Annotated in this window: 20 protein-coding genes and 2 tRNA genes; 12 read left to right on the forward strand and 10 right to left on the reverse strand. The window is 70.1% G+C overall.

Features of this window, described 5'->3' with window-relative positions:
* Nucleotides 1-21 precede the first annotated feature (21 nt).
* From aroA to OKJ99_RS02085, 3 genes are all read left to right on the forward strand, one after another.
* Nucleotides 22-1371 carry a 3-phosphoshikimate 1-carboxyvinyltransferase gene (aroA, locus tag OKJ99_RS02075; RefSeq protein WP_326013909.1) on the forward strand — a complete coding sequence of 450 codons (1350 nt, stop codon included), beginning with the start codon at nucleotides 22-24 and terminating at the stop codon, nucleotides 1369-1371.
* A 12-nt stretch (nucleotides 1372-1383) separates the two neighbouring features.
* Complete coding sequence (gene rsgA / locus OKJ99_RS02080; RefSeq protein ID WP_326013911.1) at nucleotides 1384-2394, forward strand: ribosome small subunit-dependent GTPase A; 1011 nt, start codon at nucleotides 1384-1386, stop codon at nucleotides 2392-2394.
* 109 nt (nucleotides 2395-2503) lie between these two features.
* Nucleotides 2504-2827, forward strand: coding sequence for a DMT family transporter (locus OKJ99_RS02085; protein WP_326013912.1), 324 nt, complete (start codon nucleotides 2504-2506; stop codon nucleotides 2825-2827).
* A gap of 5 nt (nucleotides 2828-2832) precedes the next feature.
* Here OKJ99_RS02085 and OKJ99_RS02090 read toward each other — a convergent pair whose 3' ends face one another.
* Nucleotides 2833-3414 (reverse strand): TetR/AcrR family transcriptional regulator, encoded by a 582-nt coding sequence (locus OKJ99_RS02090; RefSeq protein ID WP_326013913.1) that lies wholly within the window; start codon nucleotides 3412-3414, stop codon nucleotides 2833-2835.
* 154 nt (nucleotides 3415-3568) lie between these two features.
* Between OKJ99_RS02090 and hisN the strand changes: the two genes are divergently transcribed.
* Together hisN and OKJ99_RS02100 are read left to right on the forward strand one after the other, a co-directional pair.
* Entirely contained in the window at nucleotides 3569-4369 is an 801-nt protein-coding gene (gene hisN, locus OKJ99_RS02095; RefSeq protein ID WP_326013914.1) for a histidinol-phosphatase, read from the forward strand.
* A 168-nt stretch (nucleotides 4370-4537) separates the two neighbouring features.
* Entirely contained in the window at nucleotides 4538-4939 is a 402-nt protein-coding gene (locus OKJ99_RS02100; RefSeq protein ID WP_326013916.1) for a CBS domain-containing protein, read from the forward strand.
* A 61-nt stretch (nucleotides 4940-5000) separates the two neighbouring features.
* Here the strand turns inward: OKJ99_RS02100 and katG are convergent, their stop codons facing one another.
* Nucleotides 5001-7214, reverse strand: a complete 2214-nt coding sequence (gene katG / locus OKJ99_RS02105) for a catalase/peroxidase HPI (RefSeq protein ID WP_326013917.1) — start codon at nucleotides 7212-7214, stop codon at nucleotides 5001-5003.
* A 137-nt stretch (nucleotides 7215-7351) separates the two neighbouring features.
* Here katG and OKJ99_RS02110 point away from each other — a divergent pair, with 137 nt between their 5' ends.
* From OKJ99_RS02110 to OKJ99_RS02125, 4 genes are all read left to right on the forward strand, one after another.
* The gene (locus tag OKJ99_RS02110) at nucleotides 7352-7771 is read left to right on the forward strand and encodes a Fur family transcriptional regulator (protein WP_326013918.1); all 420 of its coding nucleotides are present in this window, start codon (nucleotides 7352-7354) and stop codon (nucleotides 7769-7771) included.
* A gap of 147 nt (nucleotides 7772-7918) precedes the next feature.
* Complete coding sequence (locus OKJ99_RS02115) at nucleotides 7919-8677, forward strand: ABC transporter ATP-binding protein (RefSeq protein ID WP_326013920.1); 759 nt, start codon at nucleotides 7919-7921, stop codon at nucleotides 8675-8677.
* Entirely contained in the window at nucleotides 8674-9540 is an 867-nt protein-coding gene (locus tag OKJ99_RS02120) for an ABC transporter permease (RefSeq protein ID WP_326013921.1), read from the forward strand. Before OKJ99_RS02115 ends, OKJ99_RS02120 begins: the two co-directional genes overlap by 4 nt.
* 33 nt (nucleotides 9541-9573) lie before the next feature.
* Nucleotides 9574-10710, forward strand: a complete 1137-nt coding sequence (locus tag OKJ99_RS02125) for an ABC transporter substrate-binding protein (protein WP_326013922.1) — start codon at nucleotides 9574-9576, stop codon at nucleotides 10708-10710.
* 49 nt (nucleotides 10711-10759) lie between these two features.
* Here OKJ99_RS02125 and OKJ99_RS02130 read toward each other — a convergent pair.
* The 4 genes from OKJ99_RS02130 to OKJ99_RS02145 all read right to left on the reverse strand — a co-directional run bounded on the left by OKJ99_RS02130 (nucleotide 10760) and on the right by OKJ99_RS02145 (nucleotide 15938).
* Nucleotides 10760-10833, reverse strand: a tRNA-Met gene (locus tag OKJ99_RS02130).
* Nucleotides 10834-10891: 58 nt separating this feature from the next.
* On the reverse strand, nucleotides 10892-12688 hold the full coding sequence (locus OKJ99_RS02135; RefSeq protein ID WP_326013923.1) for a tetratricopeptide repeat protein: 1797 nt from the start codon (nucleotides 12686-12688) through the stop codon (nucleotides 10892-10894).
* 228 nt (nucleotides 12689-12916) lie between these two features.
* A tRNA-Met gene (locus OKJ99_RS02140) sits at nucleotides 12917-12990 on the reverse strand.
* Nucleotides 12991-13037: 47 nt separating this feature from the next.
* Nucleotides 13038-15938 carry a UPF0182 family membrane protein gene (locus OKJ99_RS02145; RefSeq protein WP_326014018.1) on the reverse strand — a complete coding sequence of 967 codons (2901 nt, stop codon included), beginning with the start codon at nucleotides 15936-15938 and terminating at the stop codon, nucleotides 13038-13040.
* Between the two features lie 143 nt (nucleotides 15939-16081).
* Between OKJ99_RS02145 and OKJ99_RS02150 the strand changes: the two genes are divergently transcribed.
* On the forward strand, nucleotides 16082-16624 hold the full coding sequence (locus OKJ99_RS02150; RefSeq protein ID WP_326013924.1) for a PPA1309 family protein: 543 nt from the start codon (nucleotides 16082-16084) through the stop codon (nucleotides 16622-16624).
* Between the two features lie 80 nt (nucleotides 16625-16704).
* Here the strand turns inward: OKJ99_RS02150 and OKJ99_RS02155 are convergent, their stop codons facing one another.
* From OKJ99_RS02155 to OKJ99_RS02170, 4 genes are all read right to left on the reverse strand, one after another.
* Nucleotides 16705-17793: a YlbL family protein gene (locus tag OKJ99_RS02155; protein WP_326013925.1), complete on the reverse strand. Its 1089-nt coding sequence runs from the start codon at nucleotides 17791-17793 to the stop codon at nucleotides 16705-16707.
* Between the two features lie 51 nt (nucleotides 17794-17844).
* Entirely contained in the window at nucleotides 17845-18009 is a 165-nt protein-coding gene (locus OKJ99_RS02160) for a hypothetical protein (RefSeq protein WP_326013926.1), read from the reverse strand.
* Nucleotides 18010-18156: 147 nt separating this feature from the next.
* The gene (locus OKJ99_RS02165; protein WP_326013927.1) at nucleotides 18157-18621 is read right to left on the reverse strand and encodes a molybdenum cofactor biosynthesis protein MoaE; all 465 of its coding nucleotides are present in this window, start codon (nucleotides 18619-18621) and stop codon (nucleotides 18157-18159) included.
* A gap of 96 nt (nucleotides 18622-18717) precedes the next feature.
* Nucleotides 18718-19830, reverse strand: coding sequence for an SDR family oxidoreductase (locus OKJ99_RS02170; protein ID WP_326013928.1), 1113 nt, complete (start codon nucleotides 19828-19830; stop codon nucleotides 18718-18720).
* A gap of 192 nt (nucleotides 19831-20022) precedes the next feature.
* On the opposite strand from OKJ99_RS02170, the gene OKJ99_RS02175 reads away from it, so the two are divergent.
* Entirely contained in the window at nucleotides 20023-21480 is a 1458-nt protein-coding gene (locus OKJ99_RS02175; RefSeq protein WP_326013929.1) for a zinc-dependent metalloprotease, read from the forward strand.
* Entirely contained in the window at nucleotides 21477-22001 is a 525-nt protein-coding gene (locus tag OKJ99_RS02180) for an NUDIX hydrolase (protein ID WP_326013930.1), read from the forward strand. The genes OKJ99_RS02175 and OKJ99_RS02180 overlap by 4 nt, the downstream gene beginning before the upstream one ends.
* Nucleotides 22002-22074: the final 73 nt, after the last annotated feature.

A 22074-nucleotide genomic window follows, 5' to 3' on the forward strand; every position in this document is an offset into this window, starting at 1 on the left:
GGGGCCGACTAGAGTTGGGGCATGACCACGAACCCGGCCCACACCGCCCTCTGGCCCGCTCCTCTCGCGAGCGGGGCCGTCGACGCGACTGTTCAGGTGCCGGGGTCCAAATCCGTCACCAACCGGGCACTCGTGCTCGCCGCGCTCGCCGCGGAGCCGGGCTGGCTGCGCCGCCCGCTGCGCTCCCGCGACACGCTGCTGATGGCGGGCGCGCTGCGCGAGCTGGGTGTGGGCATCGAGGAGACGGTGTCTTCGAGCTCCTCCGTCGCGGGGGGCCCCGACGGGTCCGGTGAGGCGTGGCGCGTCATCCCGTCCGGCCTTCAGGGGCCCGCCACGGTCGACGTCGGCAACGCGGGCACCGTGATGCGCTTCCTGCCTCCGGTCGCCTCGCTCGCCGACGGGCCGATCCGGTTCGACGGTGACCCCCGTTCGTACGAGCGCCCGCTGCACGGCGTGATCGACGCGCTGCGCGCTCTCGGCGCCCGGATCGACGACGAGGGGCGCGGCGCGCTGCCGCTGACGGTGCACGGCGGGGGCGCCCTGGAGGGCGGCCCGGTGGAGATCGACGCCTCGTCGTCGTCCCAGTTCGTTTCGGCCCTGCTGCTGTCGGGCCCGCGCTTCAACCAGGGAGTCGAGGTCCGGCACACGGGCTCGGCGCTCCCCTCCATGCCGCACATCCGTATGACGGTCGACATGCTGCGGGCGGTCGGCGCCCAGGTCGACACCCCGGAGTCGGGCGGCGAGCCGAACGTGTGGCGGGTCACGCCGGGCGCCCTGCTCGGCCGGGACATCACCATCGAGCCGGACCTCTCGAACGCGCAGCCGTTCCTGGCCGCGGCCCTGATCACCGGCGGCAAGGTGACGATCCCCGACTGGCCGGAGCACACCACGCAGCCCGGCGACGCGCTGCGCGACATCTTCACGCAGATGGGCGGCAGCTGTGAACTGACCGAGCGCGGGCTCCAGTTCACCGGCTCCGGCAGCGTGCACGGCATCGACGTCGACCTGAGCGAGGTCGGTGAGCTGACCCCCGGCATCGCCGCGGTGGCCGCTCTGGCCGACTCCCCGTCCACCCTGCGCGGCGTCGCCCACCTGCGACTGCACGAGACGGACCGGCTCGCCGCCCTCACCAAGGAGATCAACGGGCTGGGCGGTGACGTGACGGAGACCGCCGACGGTCTGCACATCCGCCCGCGCAAGCTGCACGGCGGGATCTTCCACACGTACGACGACCACCGCATGGCCACCGCGGGCGCGATCATCGGCCTCGCGGTCAAGGACGTACAGATCGAGAACGTGGCGACCACCGCGAAGACGCTGCCGGACTTCCCCGACATGTGGGCCGCGATGCTCGGGACCGACCGGGCCTAGGGGCACACCGCGATGCGCCGCTACGGCAAGCACACCGACGAGGACGACATCCGCCAGCGCCCGAACCGCAAGGGCAACCGGCCGCGGAGCAACATCCGACCCAAGCACGAGGACGCGGCCGAGGGCATGGTCCTCACGGTCGACCGCGGCCGTCTCACCGTCCTCATCGACGACGTCCCCGTGACCGCGATGAAGGCCCGGGAGCTGGGCCGCAAGGCGGCGGTCGTGGGCGACCGGGTCTCCGTCGTCGGCGATCTGTCCGGCAAGAAGGACACCCTCGCGCGCATCGTCCGCATCGAGGGCCGCAGCTCCCTGCTGCGCCGCACGGCGGACGACGACGACCCGTACGAGCGGGTGGTCGTCGCCAATGCCGACCAGCTCGCCATCGTCACCGCGCTCGCCGACCCCGAGCCGCGCCCGCGCATGATCGACCGCTGCCTGGTGGCCGCGTTCGACGGCGGCCTCACCCCGCTTCTCGTCCTGACGAAGTCGGACCTGGCCCCGCCGGACCAGATGCTCGACCTGTACGGGGCGCTCGACATCCCGTACGTCGTCACCAGCCGCGAGGAGCTGGAGGACGGCACGGCGGTGGCCCGGGTGCGCGAGCAGCTCGACGGGAAGATCACGGCGTTCGTCGGCCACTCCGGCGTCGGAAAGACGACGCTGGTCAACGCCCTGGTGCCGGACGATCAGCGGCGTACGACGGGGCATGTCAACGCGGTGACCGGGCGCGGCCGGCACACGACGACGTCGGCGCTCGCGCTGCCGTTGTCGGGGGACGCGGGCTGGGTGGTCGACACGCCCGGCGTGCGGTCGTTCGGGCTGCACCACGTGGACCCGTCGCGCGTCATCCACGCCTTCCCGGACCTGGAGCCGGGCACGGAGAACTGCCCGCGCGCGTGCAGCCACGACGAGCCCGACTGCGCCCTGGACGCCTACGTGGCGGAGGGGCACGCGGATCCGGCCCGGCTGTACTCGCTGCGCCGCCTCCTTGCGACACGGGAGCGCCGGGAGGGCGACTGAGCTCGCACGTGTTTGCCGCCGCGTCACACAGGTAAGGGCATAATCGCACCAAGCCGGACGCAAGATCACAGACATTCAGAGATCAGTGGAACGCGGGAGGCACAAGGACATGGCGTGGCTGCTGGTCGTCGTCGCGGGGATCCTGGAGACCGGGTTCGCCGTCTGCCTGAAGCTCTCCCACGGCTTCACGCGGCTGTGGCCAACGGTCGCGTTCGCCGCGTTCGCCCTCGGCAGCTTCGGGCTCCTCACGCTCTCCCTGAAGAAGCTCGACGTGGGTCCCGCCTACGCGGTGTGGACGGGCATCGGCGCGGCCGGCACGGCGATCTACGGCATGGTCTTCCTCGGCGACGTGGTCTCGGTCCTCAAGCTCGTCTCGATCAGCCTGGTGATCGCGGGCGTGATCGGCCTGCAGCTCTCGGGCTCGGCGCACTGAGCGTCCTACCGGCGTACGACCTCGCGCACCATCCGCGCGACCCCGCCCTCGCCCGGCGGGGCCATCACGCACGACAGCGCGAGCCGCACCGCCACCTCGCAGTCCCGCGCCAGCGCCTCCGCCTCGCTCTTCGCCGCACCCGGCACCCCGAGCGCGACCACGCTCCGGTCCCGCACGGCGACCACGAAGTCGCCGGGCCCCGGCAGCGGCCCGTCCGCCCTGCGCTGGGCCGGCACGGACGAGGAGGACGGCACGGCGGACAGCGTCGGTGAGGGCAGGCGCTCGCTCCAGCATCCGGTGAGCGCGGCCCGCACGAGCGGATTGCGCCGCGCGCTGACGACGGTCCACTCGGCCACTCCGTCGAGCCCGCCCTCCTTCAACGCCCGGTCCACACCCGCGAGATACGCGTCGGCCTCCCGGCGCACGAGGGCGCGTGCGAGCCCCTCCTTGCTGCCGAACTCGTTGTAGAGGGTCTGCCGGGAGACCCCGGCGACCGCCGCCACGTCGACCATCCGCACGCCGCCCCACGGTCGCCGCGCGAGCGCCGTGTAGGCCGCTTCCAGCAGGGATTCCCGCGCTGCAGGCATCGTCGCCTCCCCGGTTCGCCGGGTTTCGTAAGGCCTGTGTGGCCAGAGTTGACGCGCTCGTACGCGGTGTCAAGGGCTCTCGTCGAGCGCACCGGGCCCACCGCCGGATCGGTCCCTGTAGCAGTCGGCGTACCTCGATCGATACTGTTCACTCATGCCCGACTACCAAGATGATCTGCGGCTCGCCCACGTCCTCGCGGACGTCGCCGATGCCGCGACGATGGACCGGTTCAAGGCTCTCGACCTGAAGGTGGAGACCAAGCCGGACATGACTCCGGTGAGCGAGGCGGACAAGGCCGCCGAGGAGTTGATCCGGGGCAACCTCCAACGGGCGCGACCGCGCGACGCGATCTTGGGCGAGGAGTACGGGATCCAGGGCACGGGCCCGCGCCGCTGGGTCATCGACCCGATCGACGGGACCAAGAACTACGTGCGTGGCGTCCCGGTCTGGGCCACGCTGATCTCCCTGATGGAGGCGGGCGAGGGCGGCTACCAGCCGGTCGTCGGCGTCGTCTCCGCCCCGGCCCTCAACCGCCGCTGGTGGGCGGCGAAGGGAGCGGGCGCGTACTCGGGCCGCAGCCTGACCTCCGCTTCGCGCATCCACGTCTCCAAGGTGGGCCGCCTGGAGGACGCCTCCTTCGCGTACTCCTCGCTGACCGGCTGGGAAGAGCAGGGCAGGCTCGACGGGTTCATGGACCTGACGCGGGCCGTGTGGCGCACGCGTGGCTACGGGGACTTCTGGCCGTACATGATGGTCGCCGACGGGTCGATCGACATGTGCGCCGAACCGGAGCTCTCCCTGTGGGACATGGCGGCGCCGGCGATCATCGTCGCCGAGGCGGGCGGCAGTTACACCGGGCTCGACGGGCGTCCCGGCCCGCACAGCGGCAACGCGGCGGCCTCGAACGGCCTGCTCCACGACCAGCTGCTGAGCTATCTGCGCGCTTCGGTGTGAGCGCGCGTTGAGCTACTCGCGCGCCTGAACTCGCTTCTCGCGCCCCCTTGTTGACACTCCCTTTACCTGCAACTCTGAGAGTCCCCCCACTTGTGAACTTGTGAACCGTTTCTCGTTCCCTACGGATTCGGTGCCACAAGTACCTCACACAGGAAGGTGGCTCCATCCATGCTCGTCCGTGACGCCATGAGCACGATGGTCCTCACCATCGGCCCCAACCACACCCTGCGCCAGGCGGCCCGGCTGATGTCCGCGCGCCACGTCGGCGCCGCCGTCGTCCTCGACCCGGACGGCTGCGGAGTCGGGATCCTGACCGAGCGCGACATCCTCAACGCCCTGGGCCAGAACCAGAATCCGGACCTGGAGACCGCCGGCTCCCACACCACCACGGACGTCGTCTTCGCGACCCCGTCGTGGACCGTGGAGGAGGCGGCCGCCGCCATGGCGCACGGCGGCTTCCGGCATCTCATCGTGCTCGACGGACAGGAGCCGGTCGGCATCGTCTCGGTCCGCGACATCATCCGCCGCTGGGCCCCGGCCCGGCGACAGCCCGCCCCGCTCCCGGCGTAGACACGACAGACAGGGCCGGCTCCCCGAAGGGAACCGGCCCTGTCTGCTCAACGGTTCTCGATCAGCGCACGTCGAACCGGTCGAGGTCCATGACCTTGGCCCACGCCGCGACGAAGTCCTTCACGAACTTCTCCTGGGCGTCGTCGCTCGCGTACACCTCGGCGAGCGCGCGCAGCTCGGAGTTGGCACCGAAGACCAGGTCGGCGCGGGTGCCGGTCCACTTGACCTGCCCCGAGGCGTCGCGGCCCTCGAACTCGTCCTGCGCGGACGACGTCGACTCCCACTGGGTGTCGATGTCGGTGATGTTGACGAAGAAGTCGTTGCTCAGCGTGCCCGGACGGTTGGTCAGGACGCCGTGCTTCGACTGGTTCGCGTTGATCCCGATGGTGCGCAGACCGCCGACGAGGACGGTCATCTCCGGCGCGCTGAGGGTCAGCAGGTTCGCCTTGTCGGTGAGCAGGAACTCCGCCGGGAGGCGGTTGGCCTTGCCCACGTAGTTGCGGAAGCCGTCGGCCTTCGGCTCGAGAGCCGCGAAGGACTCGACGTCCGTCTGCTCCTGCGAGGCGTCGACACGGCCCGCCGTGAACGGCACCTCGACCTCGACGCCGCCGTCCTTGGCGGCCTGCTCGACGGCCGCGGAGCCCGCGAGCACGATCAGGTCGGCCAGGGAGACCTTCTTGCTGCCTGCGGCGTTGAAGGACTCCTGGATGCCCTCGAGCACGCGGAGCACCTGCGCGAGGCTCTCCGGGTTGTTGACCTCCCAGCCGCGCTGCGGCTCCAGGCGGATGCGGGCGCCGTTGGCGCCGCCGCGCTTGTCGCCGCCGCGGAAGGTGGAGGCGGAGGCCCAGGCCGCGGACACCAGCTGCGGGACCGTGAGGTCCGAGGCGAGGATCTGCTGCTTGAGCGTCGCGATGTCGGAGGCGTCGATGAGCTCGCCCTCGCGCGCCGGCAGCGGGTCCTGCCAGAGCAGCTCCTCGGAGGGAACCTCCGGGCCGAGGTAGCGCACGACCGGGCCCAGGTCACGGTGGGTCAGCTTGTACCAGGCGCGGGCGAAGGCGTCCGCGAACTCCGCCGGGTTCTCGTAGAAGCGCCGCGAGATCGGCTCGTAGACCGGGTCGAACTTCAGCGAGAGGTCCGTCGTGAGCATCGTCGGCAGCCGCTTGACCGAGGAGTCCTCGGGGTCCGGGATGATCGCCTCGGCGTTCTTCGCCACCCACTGGTTGGCGCCGGCCGGCGACTGCGTGAGCTCGTACTCGTACTCGAAGAGGTTCTTGAAGAAGTAGTTGCTCCACTGGGTGGGCGTCTCGGTCCAGGTCACCTCGAGGCCGGAGGTGATGGCGTCGCGACCCTTGCCGGAGCCGTGCCCCGACTTCCAGCCGAGGCCCATCTGCTGCATGGGCGCGCCCTCGGGCTCGGCGCCCACGAGGTCCGCGTCGCCCGCGCCGTGCGTCTTGCCGAAGGTGTGACCACCCGCGATGAGGGCGACGGTCTCCTCGTCGTTCATCGCCATGCGGCGGAACGTCTCACGGATGTCGCGGGCCGCGGCGATCGGGTCCGGGTTCCCGTTGGGACCCTCGGGGTTGACGTAGATGAGGCCCATCTGGACGGCGCCGAGCGGGTCCTCGAGGTCGCGGTCGCCCGTGTAGCGCTTGTCGTCGAGCCAGATCTGCTCGGGGCCCCAGTAGACGTCCTCGTCCGGCTCCCACACGTCGGCGCGGCCGCCGGCGAAGCCGAAGGTCTCGAAGCCCATGGTCTCCAGGGCGACATTGCCGGTGAGGATCAGGAGGTCGGCCCAGGAGATGTTCTGGCCGTACTTCTTCTTCACGGGCCAGAGCAGCCGGCGGGCCTTGTCCAGGTTGCCGTTGTCCGGCCAGCTGTTGAGCGGGGCGAAGCGCTGCTGGCCCGCGCCCGCGCCACCGCGGCCGTCGCTGATCCGGTACGTGCCGGCGGAGTGCCAGGCCATCCGGATCATCAGCGGGCCGTAGTGCCCGAAGTCGGCGGGCCACCAGTCCTTCGAGGTGGTCAGCACCTCGGCGATGTCGCGCTTCACCGCCGGGAGATCCAGGGAGTTGAACGCCTCGGCGTAGTCGAACTCCTCACCCAGCGGGTTCGCCACGGCCGGGTTCTTCGCAAGGATCTTCAGATTGAGGCTCTCGGGCCACCACTGCCGGTTGCCGCCACCCTGCGTCGGGTGCGCGGCCCGGCCGTGCGCGACCGGACAACCGCCCGCCTCCGCGTTGGGGTCCGTGGCAAATTCTTCGTGATTCTCGGACATTGGGGGCCCTTCCCGAGTCGTCCTGTCGCTTGGCTATAGCCGAGTCTGATCCTACAATGGACAATGTCTAAGTCAAGGAAAGCTCCAAAGTCACACCCAATCGGGGTCTAGGCCCCCTCACTGTTAGGCTGGTCCTCATGAGTGACCTGTTGGAACGACTGCGCGGACGCGGCTGGCGTATGACCGCCCAGCGGCGCGTCGTGGCCGAGGTACTCAACGGGGACCACGTACACCTCACCGCTGACGAGGTGCATGCGCGCGCGACCGCGAAGCTGCCGGAGATCTCACGGGCCACCGTTTACAACACGCTGGGCGAGATGGTCTCGCTCGGCGAGGTGATCGAGGTCGCGACGGACAAGCGCGCCAAGCGCTACGACCCGAACGCGCACCGCCCGCACCAGCACCTGGTCTGCGACCTGTGCGGCCAGATCCGCGACGTCCACCCGACGGGCAACCCGCTGACGGCCCTGCCGTCCGACGAGCGCTTCGGCTTCACCATCTCGGACGTCGAGGTCACGTACCGGGGCCTGTGCCCGAACTGCGCCGCGAAGGCGTAGCGCTCCGCCCCTCACCCTCTTGGGCCCGCACCGTGTGGTGCGGGCCTTTTGCATTGCATGCGCCAACCACGCACCCCCTTCCACAATCTGACGGGCCGTCATATTCTCGCGAGCGCCCACGAGAATCCGCCGCACCCCGGAGGGCCCATGCACCCCAAGCTCCAAGCCCGCGCACTCACCAGGACTTTCGGCACCACGCACGCCCTCGGACCGCTCGACCTGACGGTCACTCCCGGCGAGTTCGTCTGCGTGGTCGGCCCCTCGGGCTGCGGGAAGTCCACCCTGCTCCGGATAGCCGCGGGCCTCACCCGCCCCTCCGGCGGCACCCTGGAGATCCGCACCACGAGCCCCCGCCCCGCGGCCATGATCTTCCAGGACTACGGGATCTACGACTGGAAGACCGTCCTGGCCAACGTCCGCTTCGGCCTCGACATCCAGAAGACCCCGCGCAAGGAGGCGAACGCCCGCGCCCGCGACTGGCTCGCCCGGATGGGCCTCGCCGACTTCGCCGACGCCTACCCCTCCGCCCTCTCCGGCGGCATGCGCCAGCGTGTCGCGATCGCACGGGCGCTCGCGGTGGAGCCGGAGATCCTCCTCATGGACGAGCCCTTCGCGGCCCTCGACGCCCAGCTCCGCACGATCCTCCAGGACGAGCTGCTGGCGCTCACGCAGACGACGCGGACCACCACGCTCTTCATCACGCACAGCCTGGAGGAGGCGATCGTCCTCGGCGACCGGGTCCTGGTGATGTCGGCCCGGCCGGGGCGCGTGATCGCCGAGCGCAGGCCGCCGTTCGAGCGCCCGCGCACCGGCGACATCCGCGACAGCCCCGAATTCACCGCACTGAAGGGCGAGTTGTGGGATCTGCTGCGCGGCGAAGTGCACCAGGAGGCGGTCCCGGCATGAGCGCGATCACCCCGACCAAGGCCACGGACGACCTGCTGGTCCGCGCCCCCGGCCCCGAGGAACTCCACCCCACCCGCGCACGGCGCAGGCGCCGCGCCCTCGAACTCTCCCTCGCGATCGCGGTCCCCGTGGTCCTGATCCTGCTCTGGCAGCTCGCGGCCTCCCAGTCCTGGATCGACGAGCGCATCTACCCGGCCCCGTCCACGATCCTCGCCGACGGCTGGCAGCGCGCGGCCGACGGCGAACTGTGGCCGGACGTCTGGGCCACCCTGAAGCGGGTCCTCGCCGGCTACGTCATCGGCACGGTGTCGGGCTATCTCCTCGGCCTCCTCATGGGCTCGATCGCCCTGGTCCGCGCGGCACTCGAACCCCTTCTCGACGCCCTCTACGTCGTGCCGAAACTCGCCCTCCTGCCGATCTTCCTGAACATGTTCGGCCTGGGCGAGGGTCCGCAGATCGCGCTCGTCGCGGCGACGGTCTTCTTCTTCGTATGGATCTCGACGATGGCGGCGGTCATCTCCGTCCCCGTCGGCCACCGGGACGCAGGACAGGTCTTCGGCGCGTCCCCCTGGCAGATGTTCCGGCACGTCCTGCTGCCCGCCTCGCTCCCCGCCGTCCTGGTCGGCGCGCGCATCGCGGCGGGCGTCGCGGTCCTGGTCATCGTCGCCTCGGAACAGATCGCCGCGAACGACGGCCTCGGCCACCTGATCTTCGACGCCCGCGCCCTCTTCCAGAACGACGTGATGTTCGTCGGCATCGTCTGCGTCGCGGCCCTCGGCGTCCTCTTCTCCGAACTGGTGCGCCTGGCAGGCCGGTTCCTCACCCCCTGGGCCCCACGCGACCGAGGCCGCGGCCAGTCCTGACGCCCACCATCCGCACCCTCGTACGGAGGCTCCATGCGCACCAGATACGTAGGTACGACCCTGCTCACGACCGGCGCCCTGCTCCTCGGCACCGCGTCCTGCGCCAAGAACGACACCCCGTCCGACGCGGCCGCCAAGCCCCGCGCGATCACGGCGGTCGCGGGCTGCGGAAAGGGCTCCTGGACGGATCCGGCGGACCGCTCCCCCGACCGCGAGCCGGCCCGCTGCGACAAGGGCGCGCCCGCCCCGGTCGAGCTCGGCAAGCCGCGCAAGCTGACCATCGCGACGGGCACGCTGAGCGCGGAGTACGTGGCCCCACTCGAAATGGCCGTCAAGAAGGGCGAGTTCAAGAAGGAGGGCCTGGATGTGAAGCTGAAGGTCCTCCCCACCCCCGACGCCCTCCCCCTCCTCGCCAAGGGCGAGATCGACGCCCAGTGGGCCGCCCCGGAGGCCGCGGTCATGAACGGCATCCTCGGCGGCTTCGACATCAAGTGGGTGTCCGGCAACTTCTCCCCCGACCCCAAGTCCAAGAGCGGCCTGTGGGTGCGCCTCAACAAGGGGCAGAGCGCGTCCCAGGTCCGGATGGCGGGCAAGAAGATGGGCACGCTGATCGGCAAGGGGTCGGTCGCCTCGTACCCGATGAACATCGCCCTGAAGAAGCACGGCGGGGGCCTCAGCAAGATCCAGTTCCAGCAGCTCGGCTCGGCCGACGTGCTGACCGGGCTGCAGAACGGCGGCGTCGACTCGGCCTGGCTCCTCGACCCGATCTGGCGCAAGGTCGACAGCGACAAGCGCTACGCGTTCCTCGGCGGCCAGCCCCAGGGCGAGCCGCTCGGCGGCCTCCTGTACGGGCCGAACCTCCTCAGCAAGGACCCGGACGCGGGCGTCGCGTTCCTGCGCGCGTACATCCGCACCGTGAACACGTACTTCCGGGGCGACTACAAGAAGGACCCCGCCTTCGTCGCCGAACTGGCCCAACTCCTGAAGACGGACAAGAAGGTCCTGGAGGAGACGCCGTCGCTGCGGATGGACTGGGAGATCCGCTCCGGCACGACGGACCGGCTGCAAGCCGCGTACAAGGCGGCGGGCGTCTCCGAGGGCGATCCGCTGCCGGAGTCGAAGACGGTGAACAGGAAGCTGTACGAGGAGGCCGTCGGCCACAAGCCGTGAAAACGCCCGAGGCCCGGATCCTTAAAGGATCCGGGCCTCGGACTTTCAGTAGCGGGGACAGGATTTGAACCTGCGACCTCTGGGTTATGAGCCCAGCGAGCTACCGAGCTGCTCCACCCCGCGCCGTTGTGTTCACAACTCTACGGCAGTACCCCCCACCAGCGCGAATCGCCTCCGCGAGCTACGCCGACAGCTCCTGACGCAACGCGTCCCGCAACCGCCCGGCCCGCTCCGCGACCTCCGCGGGGCCCAACTCGACCGCCCTGGACGCCCACTTCTGGCCCTCGGCCAGGTCACCACGCCGCGCGCACAGCAGCGCGAGCCGAAGCGCCGCACGCCCGTGCCCCGCACCGGCCGCCCGCGTCCACCAGAGCGCCGCCTCCGGCTCACTCCCCTCCCGGGCGAGCAACAGCCCAAGGTTGAACGCGCCGTTGCGCGAGCCGGCCTCCGCGGCCTCCCGGTACCACCGCGCCGCCTCCACCACATCGCCCCGCGCGGCGGCCAGCATCCCGACCCGCACCTGCGCCCGGCGATGCCCGTGCTCGGCAGCCCGCTCGTACCACTCCTCGCACTCGCTCTTCTCGGTGACGGGCTCCCCCAGCTCGTGCCGAACGGCGGGCGGCCGCCGCACGTCGAGCAGCGAGGCGAGCCGATACGCGGCCTCTCCGCTGCCGCCCCCGGCCGCACACCGCAGGTGCCGCTCGGCGGCCTGCTCGTCGCCCTCACGCTGCCGCGCGATCCCGGCCTGCAGCGCCGCCTCGGTGTGCCCACCGGCCGCGGCCCGCTCGTACCACTGCAGCGCGGCCGCCTCGTCGTCCCGACTCGCGTACAGGATCCCCAGGTTGAACGCCGCGTCGACGCTCCCGGCCTCCGCCGCCTTGGAGAACCAGGGCTCGGCTCCGACCGCGTCCCCGTTCTGCAGGAGCAGCACCGCCAGTGCGTTGGCCGCCTCGCGGTGACCCGCGTAGGCGGCGCGGCGGTACCAGCCCTCGGCCTGCGCAGTGCGCTGCTGTTCGGCGCAGAGCAGGCCGAGGTTGTACGCGCCGTTGTTGTCGCCCGCGTCCATGGCCGCGCGGTACCAGCGCTCGGCGGTCTGCGTCTCGCCGCGCTCGGCGTGCAGGGCGCCCAGCGCGTTCGCCGCGTTGCCGTCGCCGTCCTGGGCGGCCCGCAGCCACCACACGGCGGCGCTCTCCTCGTCGCCCGCGTCGCGCAGCAGGAACGCGAGGGCGCACGCGGCGCGCGCCTCACCGTCCTTGGCGGACGTCAGGTACCAGCGCCCGGCCTCCTTCAGGTCGCCGCGCTTCTCCAGGATGGAGCCGAGGTGCAGCGCGGCCCGCCGGTGCCCGCGCGCGGAGGCCTGCCGGTACCACTGCTCGGCTTCCTCCGCGGGGTTCCTGTTCTCCCCGGAGACGAGCACGTCGGTGCCGCCTTTCCGGTCGAGCGCGCGGGCGAGCCGGTAGGCGGCCTCGCGGTGCCCGCGCTCCGCGGCGACCCGCATCCAGCGCTCGGCACCGACGTCGCTGCGGTGCTCCAGAAGATCGGCGAGCGCGTACGCGCCCAGCGTGTGGCCGTGCTCCGCGGCCTGGCGCAGCCAGTACTCGGCGGCGGGCTCGTCGCCGCGCTCGCGGAAGTGCCGGCCCAGGGCGTGCGCGGCGGGCGCGGATCCGGCGACGGCGGCGACGCGCCACCAGCCGGCGGCCTCGTCCGCGTAGCCGCGCTGGTGGAGCAGGACACCCAGATTGTTGGCGGCGGCGCGGTCACCCTCGCCCGTGGCGGCACGCAGCAGAGGCTCGGCTCCGATGAGATCTCCGCGGCGCAGCAGCATGGCGCCGAGGACGCTCATCGCCTCGACGTCGCCGGCCTCCGCGGCCAGCCGCTGGCGTGCTTCTTCCGCAGCCTCGCCGGGTTCGTCCCGATCTGTCGGCTGCACAAACCGCCCTGTCTCCAACAGAGTTGCCTTGTCCCCCATAACGTCCATCGTCGCACCACCTGCAACCTGGGTACACCTGGTATACCGCAGCCAGTGAGGTCACTTCAGCGTTTTGTCGACATGCCCACAGGGCGACAAGTGAAACACAGTTTTCTCAACTCCCCCCGAGCGGGGCAACGTTCGCACACGCTTCGCACATGCCAGTGACTCATGACAACAGGGGCCGCGACGCACCGAAGGCCCGGAAGCCTTAGCTTCCGAGCCTTCGATCATCAGTAGCGGGGACAGGATTTGAACCTGCGACCTCTGGGTTATGAGCCCAGCGAGCTACCGAGCTGCTCCACCCCGCGCCGTTGTGTTCAAACCGTACCACGGTGCGGAGGGGGCATCTGACCGGTCAGCCGCCGGCCGTCTCCTTGTCGCCGCTGCTCTTGTCGTTCTTGTTGTCCCCTGCTGCCTTGTCCGCCTTGGTCTGCGCGTCCTCGGCACGCTGCAGGGCGTCCTGGAGCCGGTCCTGGGCCTTGCCGTAGGCGGTCCAGTCGTTGTCCTTCAGGGCCTCCTGGCCGTCCTTGAAGGCCTCGTCCGCGTCCGCGAGCGCTTCCTTCACCGTCGAGTTCTCCGGCGTCTCACTCGTGTCCCCGCCGGGCTTCTCCGGTTCGGCAGGCGTGTCCCCGCTCACGTCGAAGGCCTCGTTGAGCGCCTCGGACAGCGAGTCCGCGAAACCGATCTTGTTGCCGTACGAGACCGCGACCTTGCGCATGAGTGGGTACTCGGCATTGCGGCCCTGGGCGTAGATGGGCTCTACGTAGAGGAAGCCCTTGTCGAGCGGCACCGTCAGCAGATTGCCGTACAGGACCGTCGAGTCGGCGCCCTTCATATCGCGCACCCAGTTGGCCACGGAGCCCGAGGAGTTGAGCGTGTTCTGCACCTGCTCGGGTCCCGCGACCTTGTCCTCGGTGACTCTGAGCAGCCTTATGGCGCCGTAGTCCTTACTCGTCGCGTCGGCGTCGACCGCCATGAAGGCTCTGAGGTTGGGCCGCCCGCTCGGCGTGAACGTCGTCGTCAGCGAGAACTGCTGGCTGGTCTGACCCGGCATCTTCATGGACAGGTAGTACGGCGGGACCGCGCTGTTGTCCTTCTTGGTCGGGTCGTTCGGCACCTGCCATGCGTCGGACGCGTTGTAGAACTGGTTCGAGTTCGTCACGTGGTAGAGGCTCAGCAGCTCACGCTGCACCTTGAACATGTCCTGCGGGTAGCGCAGGTGCTCCTTCAAGGAGGCCGGGATCGCGCTCTTGGGCTCGACCGTGCCGGGGAACGCCTTCTTCCAGGTCTTCAGGACCGGGTCCTTGTCGTCCCACGTGTAGAGCTTGACCTCGCCCGTGCCCGCGTCGACGGTCGCCTTCACCGAGTTGCGGATGTAGTTGACCTGGTTCTGCTGGGCCACCACGGCGCGCTGGCTGTCCGCCTCATTGAGCGAGTCGGCGGTGCTGTCGCCCAGCGTCGTACGGGACGCGTAGGGATAGCCGTTCGACGTCGTGTAGGCGTCGATGACCCACTTGATCTTGCCGTTCACGACCGTCGGATACGGGTCCCCGTCGATCGTCAGCCACGGCGCGACGGCCTCGACGCGCTCCTTCGGAGTGCGGTTGTAGAGGATCCGCGAGCCGTCACCGATGGCTCCCGAGTAGAGGATCTGCGGCTCGCTGAAGGCGACGGCGTACGCGGCACGGTTGAGCGGGTTCGCCAGATTGACGCCGCCCTTGTCCTTGTAGCTGGTCGTCTTCTGAGTGCCGTCGTCCTGCTCGTAGTCCAGCTCCTTCTGCGGCCCACCGACGATCGAGTACTGCGAGGTCTTCTCGCCGTAGTAGATGCGCTGGTTGTAGTCGCCGAGGTCGCCGGTGGTCGGCAGGCCCGACTCGGTGAACTGCGGGGCGCCACCGGAGGTTGCTGTGCCCTTCGCCGTCACGGCTCCGTAGCCGTGCGTGTAGACGAAGTGGTCGTTGATCCAGTTGCGCTTGTCGAGCTTGCTCAGATTGAGCTCGCGCAGGCCGACCACGGTGTCCTGGCCCTTGTAGCGGTCCACGTCCAGGGTCGTCGGGAACTGGTAGTACTTCCGCTGCTGCTCGAGCTGCTGGAAGGTCGGCGAGACGATGTTCGGGTCGTTGAGCCGGTAGCTGGCCGCCGAGTCGGACTCCGCCCGCTGCTTCTCGGCGTCGTCCGAACCCTTGCCCTTGTAGTCCACGGGCTTGGCCTTGTCGATGCCGTACGCCTTACGGGTCGCCTCGATGTTCTTCGTGATGTACGGGGCTTCCTTGGACTGCTCGTTCGGCTGGACCTGGAACTTCTGGACGATGGCCGGGTACAGGCCGCCGATCAGGATCGCCGAGAGCACCATCAGGCCGAAGCCGATGACCGGCAGCTGCCAGGTGCGCCGCCACAGGGTCGCGAAGAAGAGGATCGCGCAGATGACGGCGATGCAGAACAGGATCGTCTTCGCCGGCAAATACGCGTTCGCATCGACGTACCTGAGGCCCGTCCAGTTGTCCGTCGCCTTGAAGTCGCTCTGCTTCACCGCGAGCCCGTACCGGTCGAGCCAGTACGCGACCGCCTTCAGGGCCACGAACACACCCAGCAGTACGGAGAGGTGCCCGGTCGCCGCGGCCGTGGCACGCGCCCCCGGGCTGGTGATCCGCAGGCCGCCGTACAGGTAGTGCGTCAGCGCGGCGGCGACCAGGCCGATGACCGCTGCCGCGAACCCGAAGCCGAGCAGGAAGCGGTACCAGGGCAGATCGAACGCGTAGAAGGACACGTCCATGTGAAACTGCGGGTCCTTCTGGTTGAACGGCACGCCGTTCACGAACATCAGCCACGTACGCCACTGGCTGGCGGCCGAGGCTCCCGCGATCAGCCCCACGAGCGCGGTGATGCCGACGAGCAGCCACCGCTTGAAGGGCGCGATGCCCATCCGGTAGCGATCGAGACTCTGCTGCTCCATCGACATGGCGCTCAGCGGCGGACGCAGCCGGTGCGCCAGCCAGACGTTCACGCCGACGGCGAGCGCCATCAGCAGTCCGAAGACGAAGAAGAGCCCGATCTTCGTCCACAGTTGAGTCGTAAAGACGGACGAGAACTTGACCGAGCGGTACCAGAGCCAGTCGGTCCAGAATCCGGCGAACATGACGAAGGCCATGCCGAGCACGGCCAGGACGCCCAGCGTCAACAACAGCGTTCGGGCACGCCGGGAGGGTCGGCCGACTCTGATCCGCGGTCCCGTCGGGCCCCCGCCGCGGTCCGGCATCTGGAAAGCCAAGGTGTGCACCTCGAAGTTCGGTATTCGGTCGGTCGGTCGGGCCCCTGAAATCGCGGGCCCATCACCTATGCAACTTACTCACGCTTTACTCAGTTCCCGGTTCGGGGCAGGAACGAGGCAGGATTGTGACCATGCCCAACACTCCCATGGCAGCGAGCCCCCTCACCCGAGCCGTACTCGAGATCGATGAGTACACCGCCGGGCTTGGCTGGGACCAGCCCGCTCGCCTCTTCGCCCTCGTCGACACGGGCGCCCTGCGCGCCCAGGAACCCGCTCTCGCCGCCCAGCTCGGGCTCGAGGGCGAGCAGGAGGCCCCCGGCCTCACCCCGATCGAGCAGGACGAGATTCCTGCCGGAAAGCCGCTGGACGAGTTCCTCGGCACCATCGCGTGGCCCGACGCCGTCGTGGGCTGCGCCCTGACGGTCGAGCGCCTCATGCTGCCGCCGTCCGCGGAGGCGTCCGTCCCGGAGGGCCTCAGCGACGCGAAGCTCACCAAGTGGGTGGCCGCGCACCCGGACCGCCAGGAGGTCCGGATGACGGTCGGCGTGCTGCGCGACGGCACCCGCGACTCGGCGCTGCGGCTGCGCGAGAAGGACGCGACGACCGAGGTCCTCACGGGCTCGAATCTCGTACCGGGGCTCGCGGAGGCCCTGTCGGTGACGTTCGCCGAGTGACGTTTTCTTCGTCTACGTAGAGGGGCGCCACCGGTGGGTTCCGGTGGCGCCCCTCTACGTAGTGCGGTGTTTGCGCTTGCTCAGCCCTTGGCCGTGCACGTGTGCAGGTCCGCCGTGTCGCCGTTGCGGATGTCCTTCAGGGCGTCCATCGCGTCGTCCAGGGTGTCCACCTTGACCAGCGTCAGCCCGTCCGGGGTGTCCTTGGCCGCGGTGGCGCAGTTGTCCTTCGGCGTCAGGAAGTACTGGGCGCCCTTGTCGCGCGCGCCGACGGTCTTCATGCCGATGCCGCCGATGGGGCCGACCTTGCCGTCCTCGTCGATGGTGCCGGTGCCGGCCACGAACTTGCCGCCGGTCAGGTCGTCCGACGAGAGCTTGTCGACGATGCCGAGCGAGAACATCAGACCCGCGCTCGGGCCGCCCACGTCGGCGAGCTTGATGTCGATCTCGAACGGGAACGTGTGGTCGGTCCCCGCCTGGATGCCGACGATCGCGCGGCCGTCCTCGGCCTTCTCCGTCTTGATCGTCACGTTCTCCGTACGCGTCGCCTCCTTGCCGGCCTTCTCGGCGGCGGCCGCCTCCTTGACGGGCACGACCGTGAAGACGACGTTCTCGCCCGGCTTGTGCTTGGTGACGAGCTTGGCGACGTCGGCGGGCTTGGTGATCTTGGTGCCGTCGACGGACTTGATGACGTCACCGGCATGCAGCCTGCCCTGGGCAGGGCTGTCCTTGACGACGCTGGAGACGATCACCCAGGACTTCACGGGGATGCCCATCTCGTGCAGCGCCGCCACCTTGGCGCTCTCCTGGGACTGGCTGAACTCCTCGGCGTTCTGCTGCGAGGACTGCTGCTCGGTCTGGCCGTCCGGGTAGAGCGTCTCGTGCGGCACCACGATGCCGTCGTGCGCGAGCCACCCGTAGACGGCCGACGCCAGGTTCATGTTGTAGTCGGCGCTGGTGACGCGGACCGTCGTCATGTTCAGGTGGCCGGAAGCGTCGTACGTCTTGTGACCGGAAATCTGGATCACGGGTTCGCCGCCGTGGTCCCCGAGGGTGTTCACCGTCGGTCCCGGCGACATCTCCGCGTAGGGCACTTTGATGAGCACCCCCGCGCACAAGAGCGCGATCAGCATCAGGGTCGAGGCGAGCATCGTCGCAGTGCGGCGTGGCATGGAACGACAGTACGGGACGACTCTGTCGGTGCACCTGTGGGGCCGGGCCCGTCAGGTGCCCTGGTGCGACTTCTCCATCGCCTCGCGGAAACGCGCGTAACCACTGAGTTCCGTGACATCGCCGGTCTTGTGGCGCTGCCGGCCGGCCCAGATGCCCCAGAGTCCAGCAGCCACCGCAGCGACAACCGGAATGAGTAGCCACAGGAGCGCTGCCATGCCGACCTCCCGACCCCATGAGCGACTGCCACTGACGTATCAGCAGATTAACCATCCGCAGTCCCAACGCTCACCGCAGGGGGTCGGTTACGCAACCGGAACGCCCTTGGGCCCGACCGGAGTCGGCTGGAGTCGGCCGGACAGTGCCTAGCAGGCGCCGACCCACTCCTCGGTGCCGTCCGAGAACGTCTGGTGCTTCCAGATCGGCACTTCGTGCTTCAGGTCGTCGATGAGCTTGCGGCACGCTTCGAAGGCCTCGCCCCGGTGCGGGCAGGACACGGCGACGACGACCGCGAGATCGCCCACCGCCAGATCGCCGACCCGGTGCACGGCCACCAGGGCACGCACGGGGTACTCGGCGACGACCTTCTCGGCGACGCGCCGCATCTCCGCCTCGGCGGTCGGGTGGCAGGAGTAGCCCAGCTTGTCCACGTCGGCCCCGCCGTCGTGATTGCGCACGGTCCCCACGAAGAGCGCGGTGCCGCCCGCCGCGTCGTCACCGACGGCCCGGAAGACCTCGTCGACGGAGAGCGGCGTCTCTCGGATGGCGAGCAGCTTGATCGGGTCCTGTGCCCTCAGCTCGCCGGGGTGCTCGTGCTCGGTGGGTGCCATGCCCTCATCGTGCCGCACGCCGCCGACAACCGTGAATAGCGTTTTCGACCGGCACGCGCGTGTACCGGCTTGGAGCCTCCTACAGGTACGCGGGCGTCAGATGCGCCGCCGCGCCTTCCGTACCCGCCGCACCACGGCCGCCGTGCCCAGCAGAGCGACGGTCGCGCCCGCGGCACCGGCCGCCGTCGCGTCCTTGCGGCCGAGGCGTCGGCCCGCGACGGTGCGTCGGCCCGCGACCTCTTCGAGCAGTTCCGCGAGGACCTCCTCGTTGGTCCACTGGGGTCGCCACCCGGAATCGTGCAGCCGGCTACCGCTGACCACCCACGGGTACATCGTGTAGGCGAGGTCGCCCGCCGGGGAGGGCGTCAGGCCGATCCGGTGCAGCCGGGCCGCCGCGCCCAGGGCGACGGCAGAGGGCAGCTCCATGCGCCGGATGCCGCTGAGCTCCTCGACCTCCTCCTGCTCCAGCCAGCCGTCGCAGCCGACCGCGAGCTCCCCGTCGACCTTTTCCAGGGCCGCGTGCTCCAGGGCGCTGCACAGGTCGTCCACATGGCAGAACTGCCAGGCGGGCCGCGAACCGGCCACTACGAGGAGACGCGGCGACTCGAAGTACCTGGTGAGCGCCGTGTCCGTACCGCCGACGAGCACCGCCGGGCGCACCACCGTGACGTTCAGACCGGGATGCGCGCGCGGGGCGCGGCGGGCGAGCCGCTCGACCTCCAGGAGGTCGCCGACTCCGGTCGCCTCCGCGGTGGCGCGCAGCTCCGCGTCCTCCGCGAGCGGAAGCTCGTTGTCCTCAAGGGCTCCGTAGACCATCGTCGAGGTGCACAGGACGACGCGGTGCACGCCTGCGGCGGCCGCGGCGGTGAGGACCGTCTGGGTGCCCCGCACGTTGTACGCGGTGCGGGCCGCGGGGTCGGACTCCAGGTCGAGGTCGAGGGCCAGGTGCACGACGACGTCGGCGCCGCGCAGCTTCTCGGCGATGGCCGGATCCCGCACATCCAGGACGTGCCAGGTCGCGGACGTGCACTCGCCGCGCCGCTCGTCGATGGCGAGGACCTGCTTGATCTCGTCCGACGCGGCGAGCCGCTCGGTGAGCAGGGCGCCGATGCCGGACGCGGCACCGGTGACCGCGACGACGGGGCCGCGGACGGCTGGACGGGATGATGGGTTTCGCGCTGCGCGAACCTGCGGATCTGGGGAACTCACCGGGCGTCTCCAGCGGTTGTCTTCAGTACGTACCCGTATGACGCGTACGTACCAGGAGGCATCCATCCTGCCGCAGGCCATTCGTCGGCGAAGCACTGAGGCCCGATCCGGTCATGGTGTCTACGCTGGGTGTGTAGTCGGGCAGTCGCCGCCGGGCCCAGAAACCGGCGGCCCAACCAGCCGAGGAATCCCGTGAGTGACACCCCATTCGGTTTCGGCCTTCCGCCGGAGGAGCCGGAAGACGGCGACGAGGGCAAGAAGAAGGACCAGCAGGGCGGTGGCGGTCAGGGACCGGCCGGCCCATTCGGATTCGGGTTCCCGGGCCTGCCCGGCGCGGGCGGCCCGGGCGGCGAAGGCGGGGACAACCCGTTCGCGGCCATGTTCGGTTCGATGAATCCGAACGATCTGGGGGCGGCCTTCCAGCAGCTCGGCCAGATGCTCTCCTACGAGGGCGGGCCGGTGAACTGGGACATGGCCAAGGACATCGCCCGCCAGACCGTCTCGCAGGGCACGCAGGACGGCGTCAAGGACGCCAGCGTGGGCCCCGCCGAGCGCACCGCGGTCGAGGAGGCCGTGCGCCTGGCCGACCTGTGGCTGGACGACGCGACGTCGCTGCCTTCGGGCGCGCACTCGGCGGTGGCCTGGAGCCGCGCCGAGTGGGTGGAGGCGACCCTCCCGGTGTGGAAGGAGCTCGTCGATCCGGTCGCCGAGCGCGTCGGCATGGCCATGGGTGACGTGCTGCCCGAGGAGATGCAGGCCATGGCGGGCCCGCTGATCGGCATGATGCGCTCCATGGGCGGTGCCATGTTCGGCCAGCAGATCGGGCAGGCCATCGGCGTGCTCGCGGGCGAGGTCGTCGGGTCCACGGACATCGGCCTGCCCCTGGCCCCGGCCGGCAAGGCCGCGCTGCTGCCGCTGAACGTCGAGGCGTACGGCAAGGACCTCAGTGTCCCCATGGAGGAGGTCCGCCTCTACCTGGCGCTGCGCGAGGCCGCTCACCAGCGACTGTTCTCGCACGTGCCGTGGCTGCGCTCGCACCTGTTCGGTGCGGTCGAGGGGTACGCGCGCGGGATCAAGGTCGACACCTCGAAGCTGGAGGACGTGGTCGGCCAGTTCGACCCGCAGAACCCCGAGCAGATCCAGGAAGCACTCCAGCAGGGCATGTTCCAGCCGGAGGACTCCCCGGAGCAGAAGGCCGCTCTGGCCCGCCTGGAGACGGCTCTCGCGCTCGTCGAGGGCTGGGTCGACGCGGTGGTCCATGCGGCCGCGAAGCCGCGCCTGTCGTCCGCCGACGCGCTGCGCGAGACGCTGCGCCGCCGCCGCGCGACCGGTGGCCCCGCGGAGCAGACGTTCGCGACGCTGATCGGCCTGGAGCTGCGTCCGCGGCGCCTGCGTGACGCCTCGCGCCTGTGGGCCTCGCTCACGGACGCGCGCGGTGTGGACGGTCGTGACGGCCTGTGGGCACACCCGGACATGCTGCCGACGGCGTCCGACCTGGACGACCCGGACGGCTTCGTGCACCGCGACGAGCAGCTGGACTTCTCCGAGCTCGACAAGATGCTCGGCGAGGCGGCGAGCGGCGGCTCCACCGAGAAGCCGAACCTGAAGAAGGACGAGGACGACAAGGGCGAGGGCGACTCCGACAAGTGAGCCTGTACGACGACACGGTCCTCGTGCTCAAGAGCTACGAGGACCAGCCGGAACTGCGCCAGGCCTACCTGGACCATCTGTCGGAGCACGGCGCCGACGGCCTGTGGAAGCCCTGCACCGCAGGGCACATCACGGCGAGCGCCCTGGTCGTCGACCCCGCGCGCGGCCGCGTGCTGCTCACGCTCCACAAGAAGCTGCAGATGTGGCTTCAGATGGGGGGACACTGCGAGCCGGGCGACCCGACCCTGCGGGCCGCGGCCCTGCGCGAGGCGACGGAGGAGTCGGGCATCCCCGGACTCACCCTCCTGGAGGGCGGCCCGGTCCGCCTGGACCGGCACCCGATCCCGGGTCCGTGCTCCCAGCACCTGGACGTGCAGTACGCGGCGCTCGCCCCGGCCGGCGCCACGGAAGCCATCAGCGACGAGTCCTTGGACCTGCGCTGGTTCGGATACGACGAGGTGGCGGACGTCGCCGACGCCTCTGTCGTCCACCTGGTGAAGGCCACGCGGGCACGGCTCTAGAGAGGCACAGGTAAGGGGCGAGCGCCATGGGCGCTCGCCCCTTACCTGTGTGCGCCCATGGCGCGGGTCCTGC

The organism is Streptomyces endophyticus (genome assembly GCF_035798155.1).
Classification (GTDB): Bacteria; Actinomycetota; Actinomycetes; order Streptomycetales; family Streptomycetaceae; genus Streptomyces; species Streptomyces endophyticus.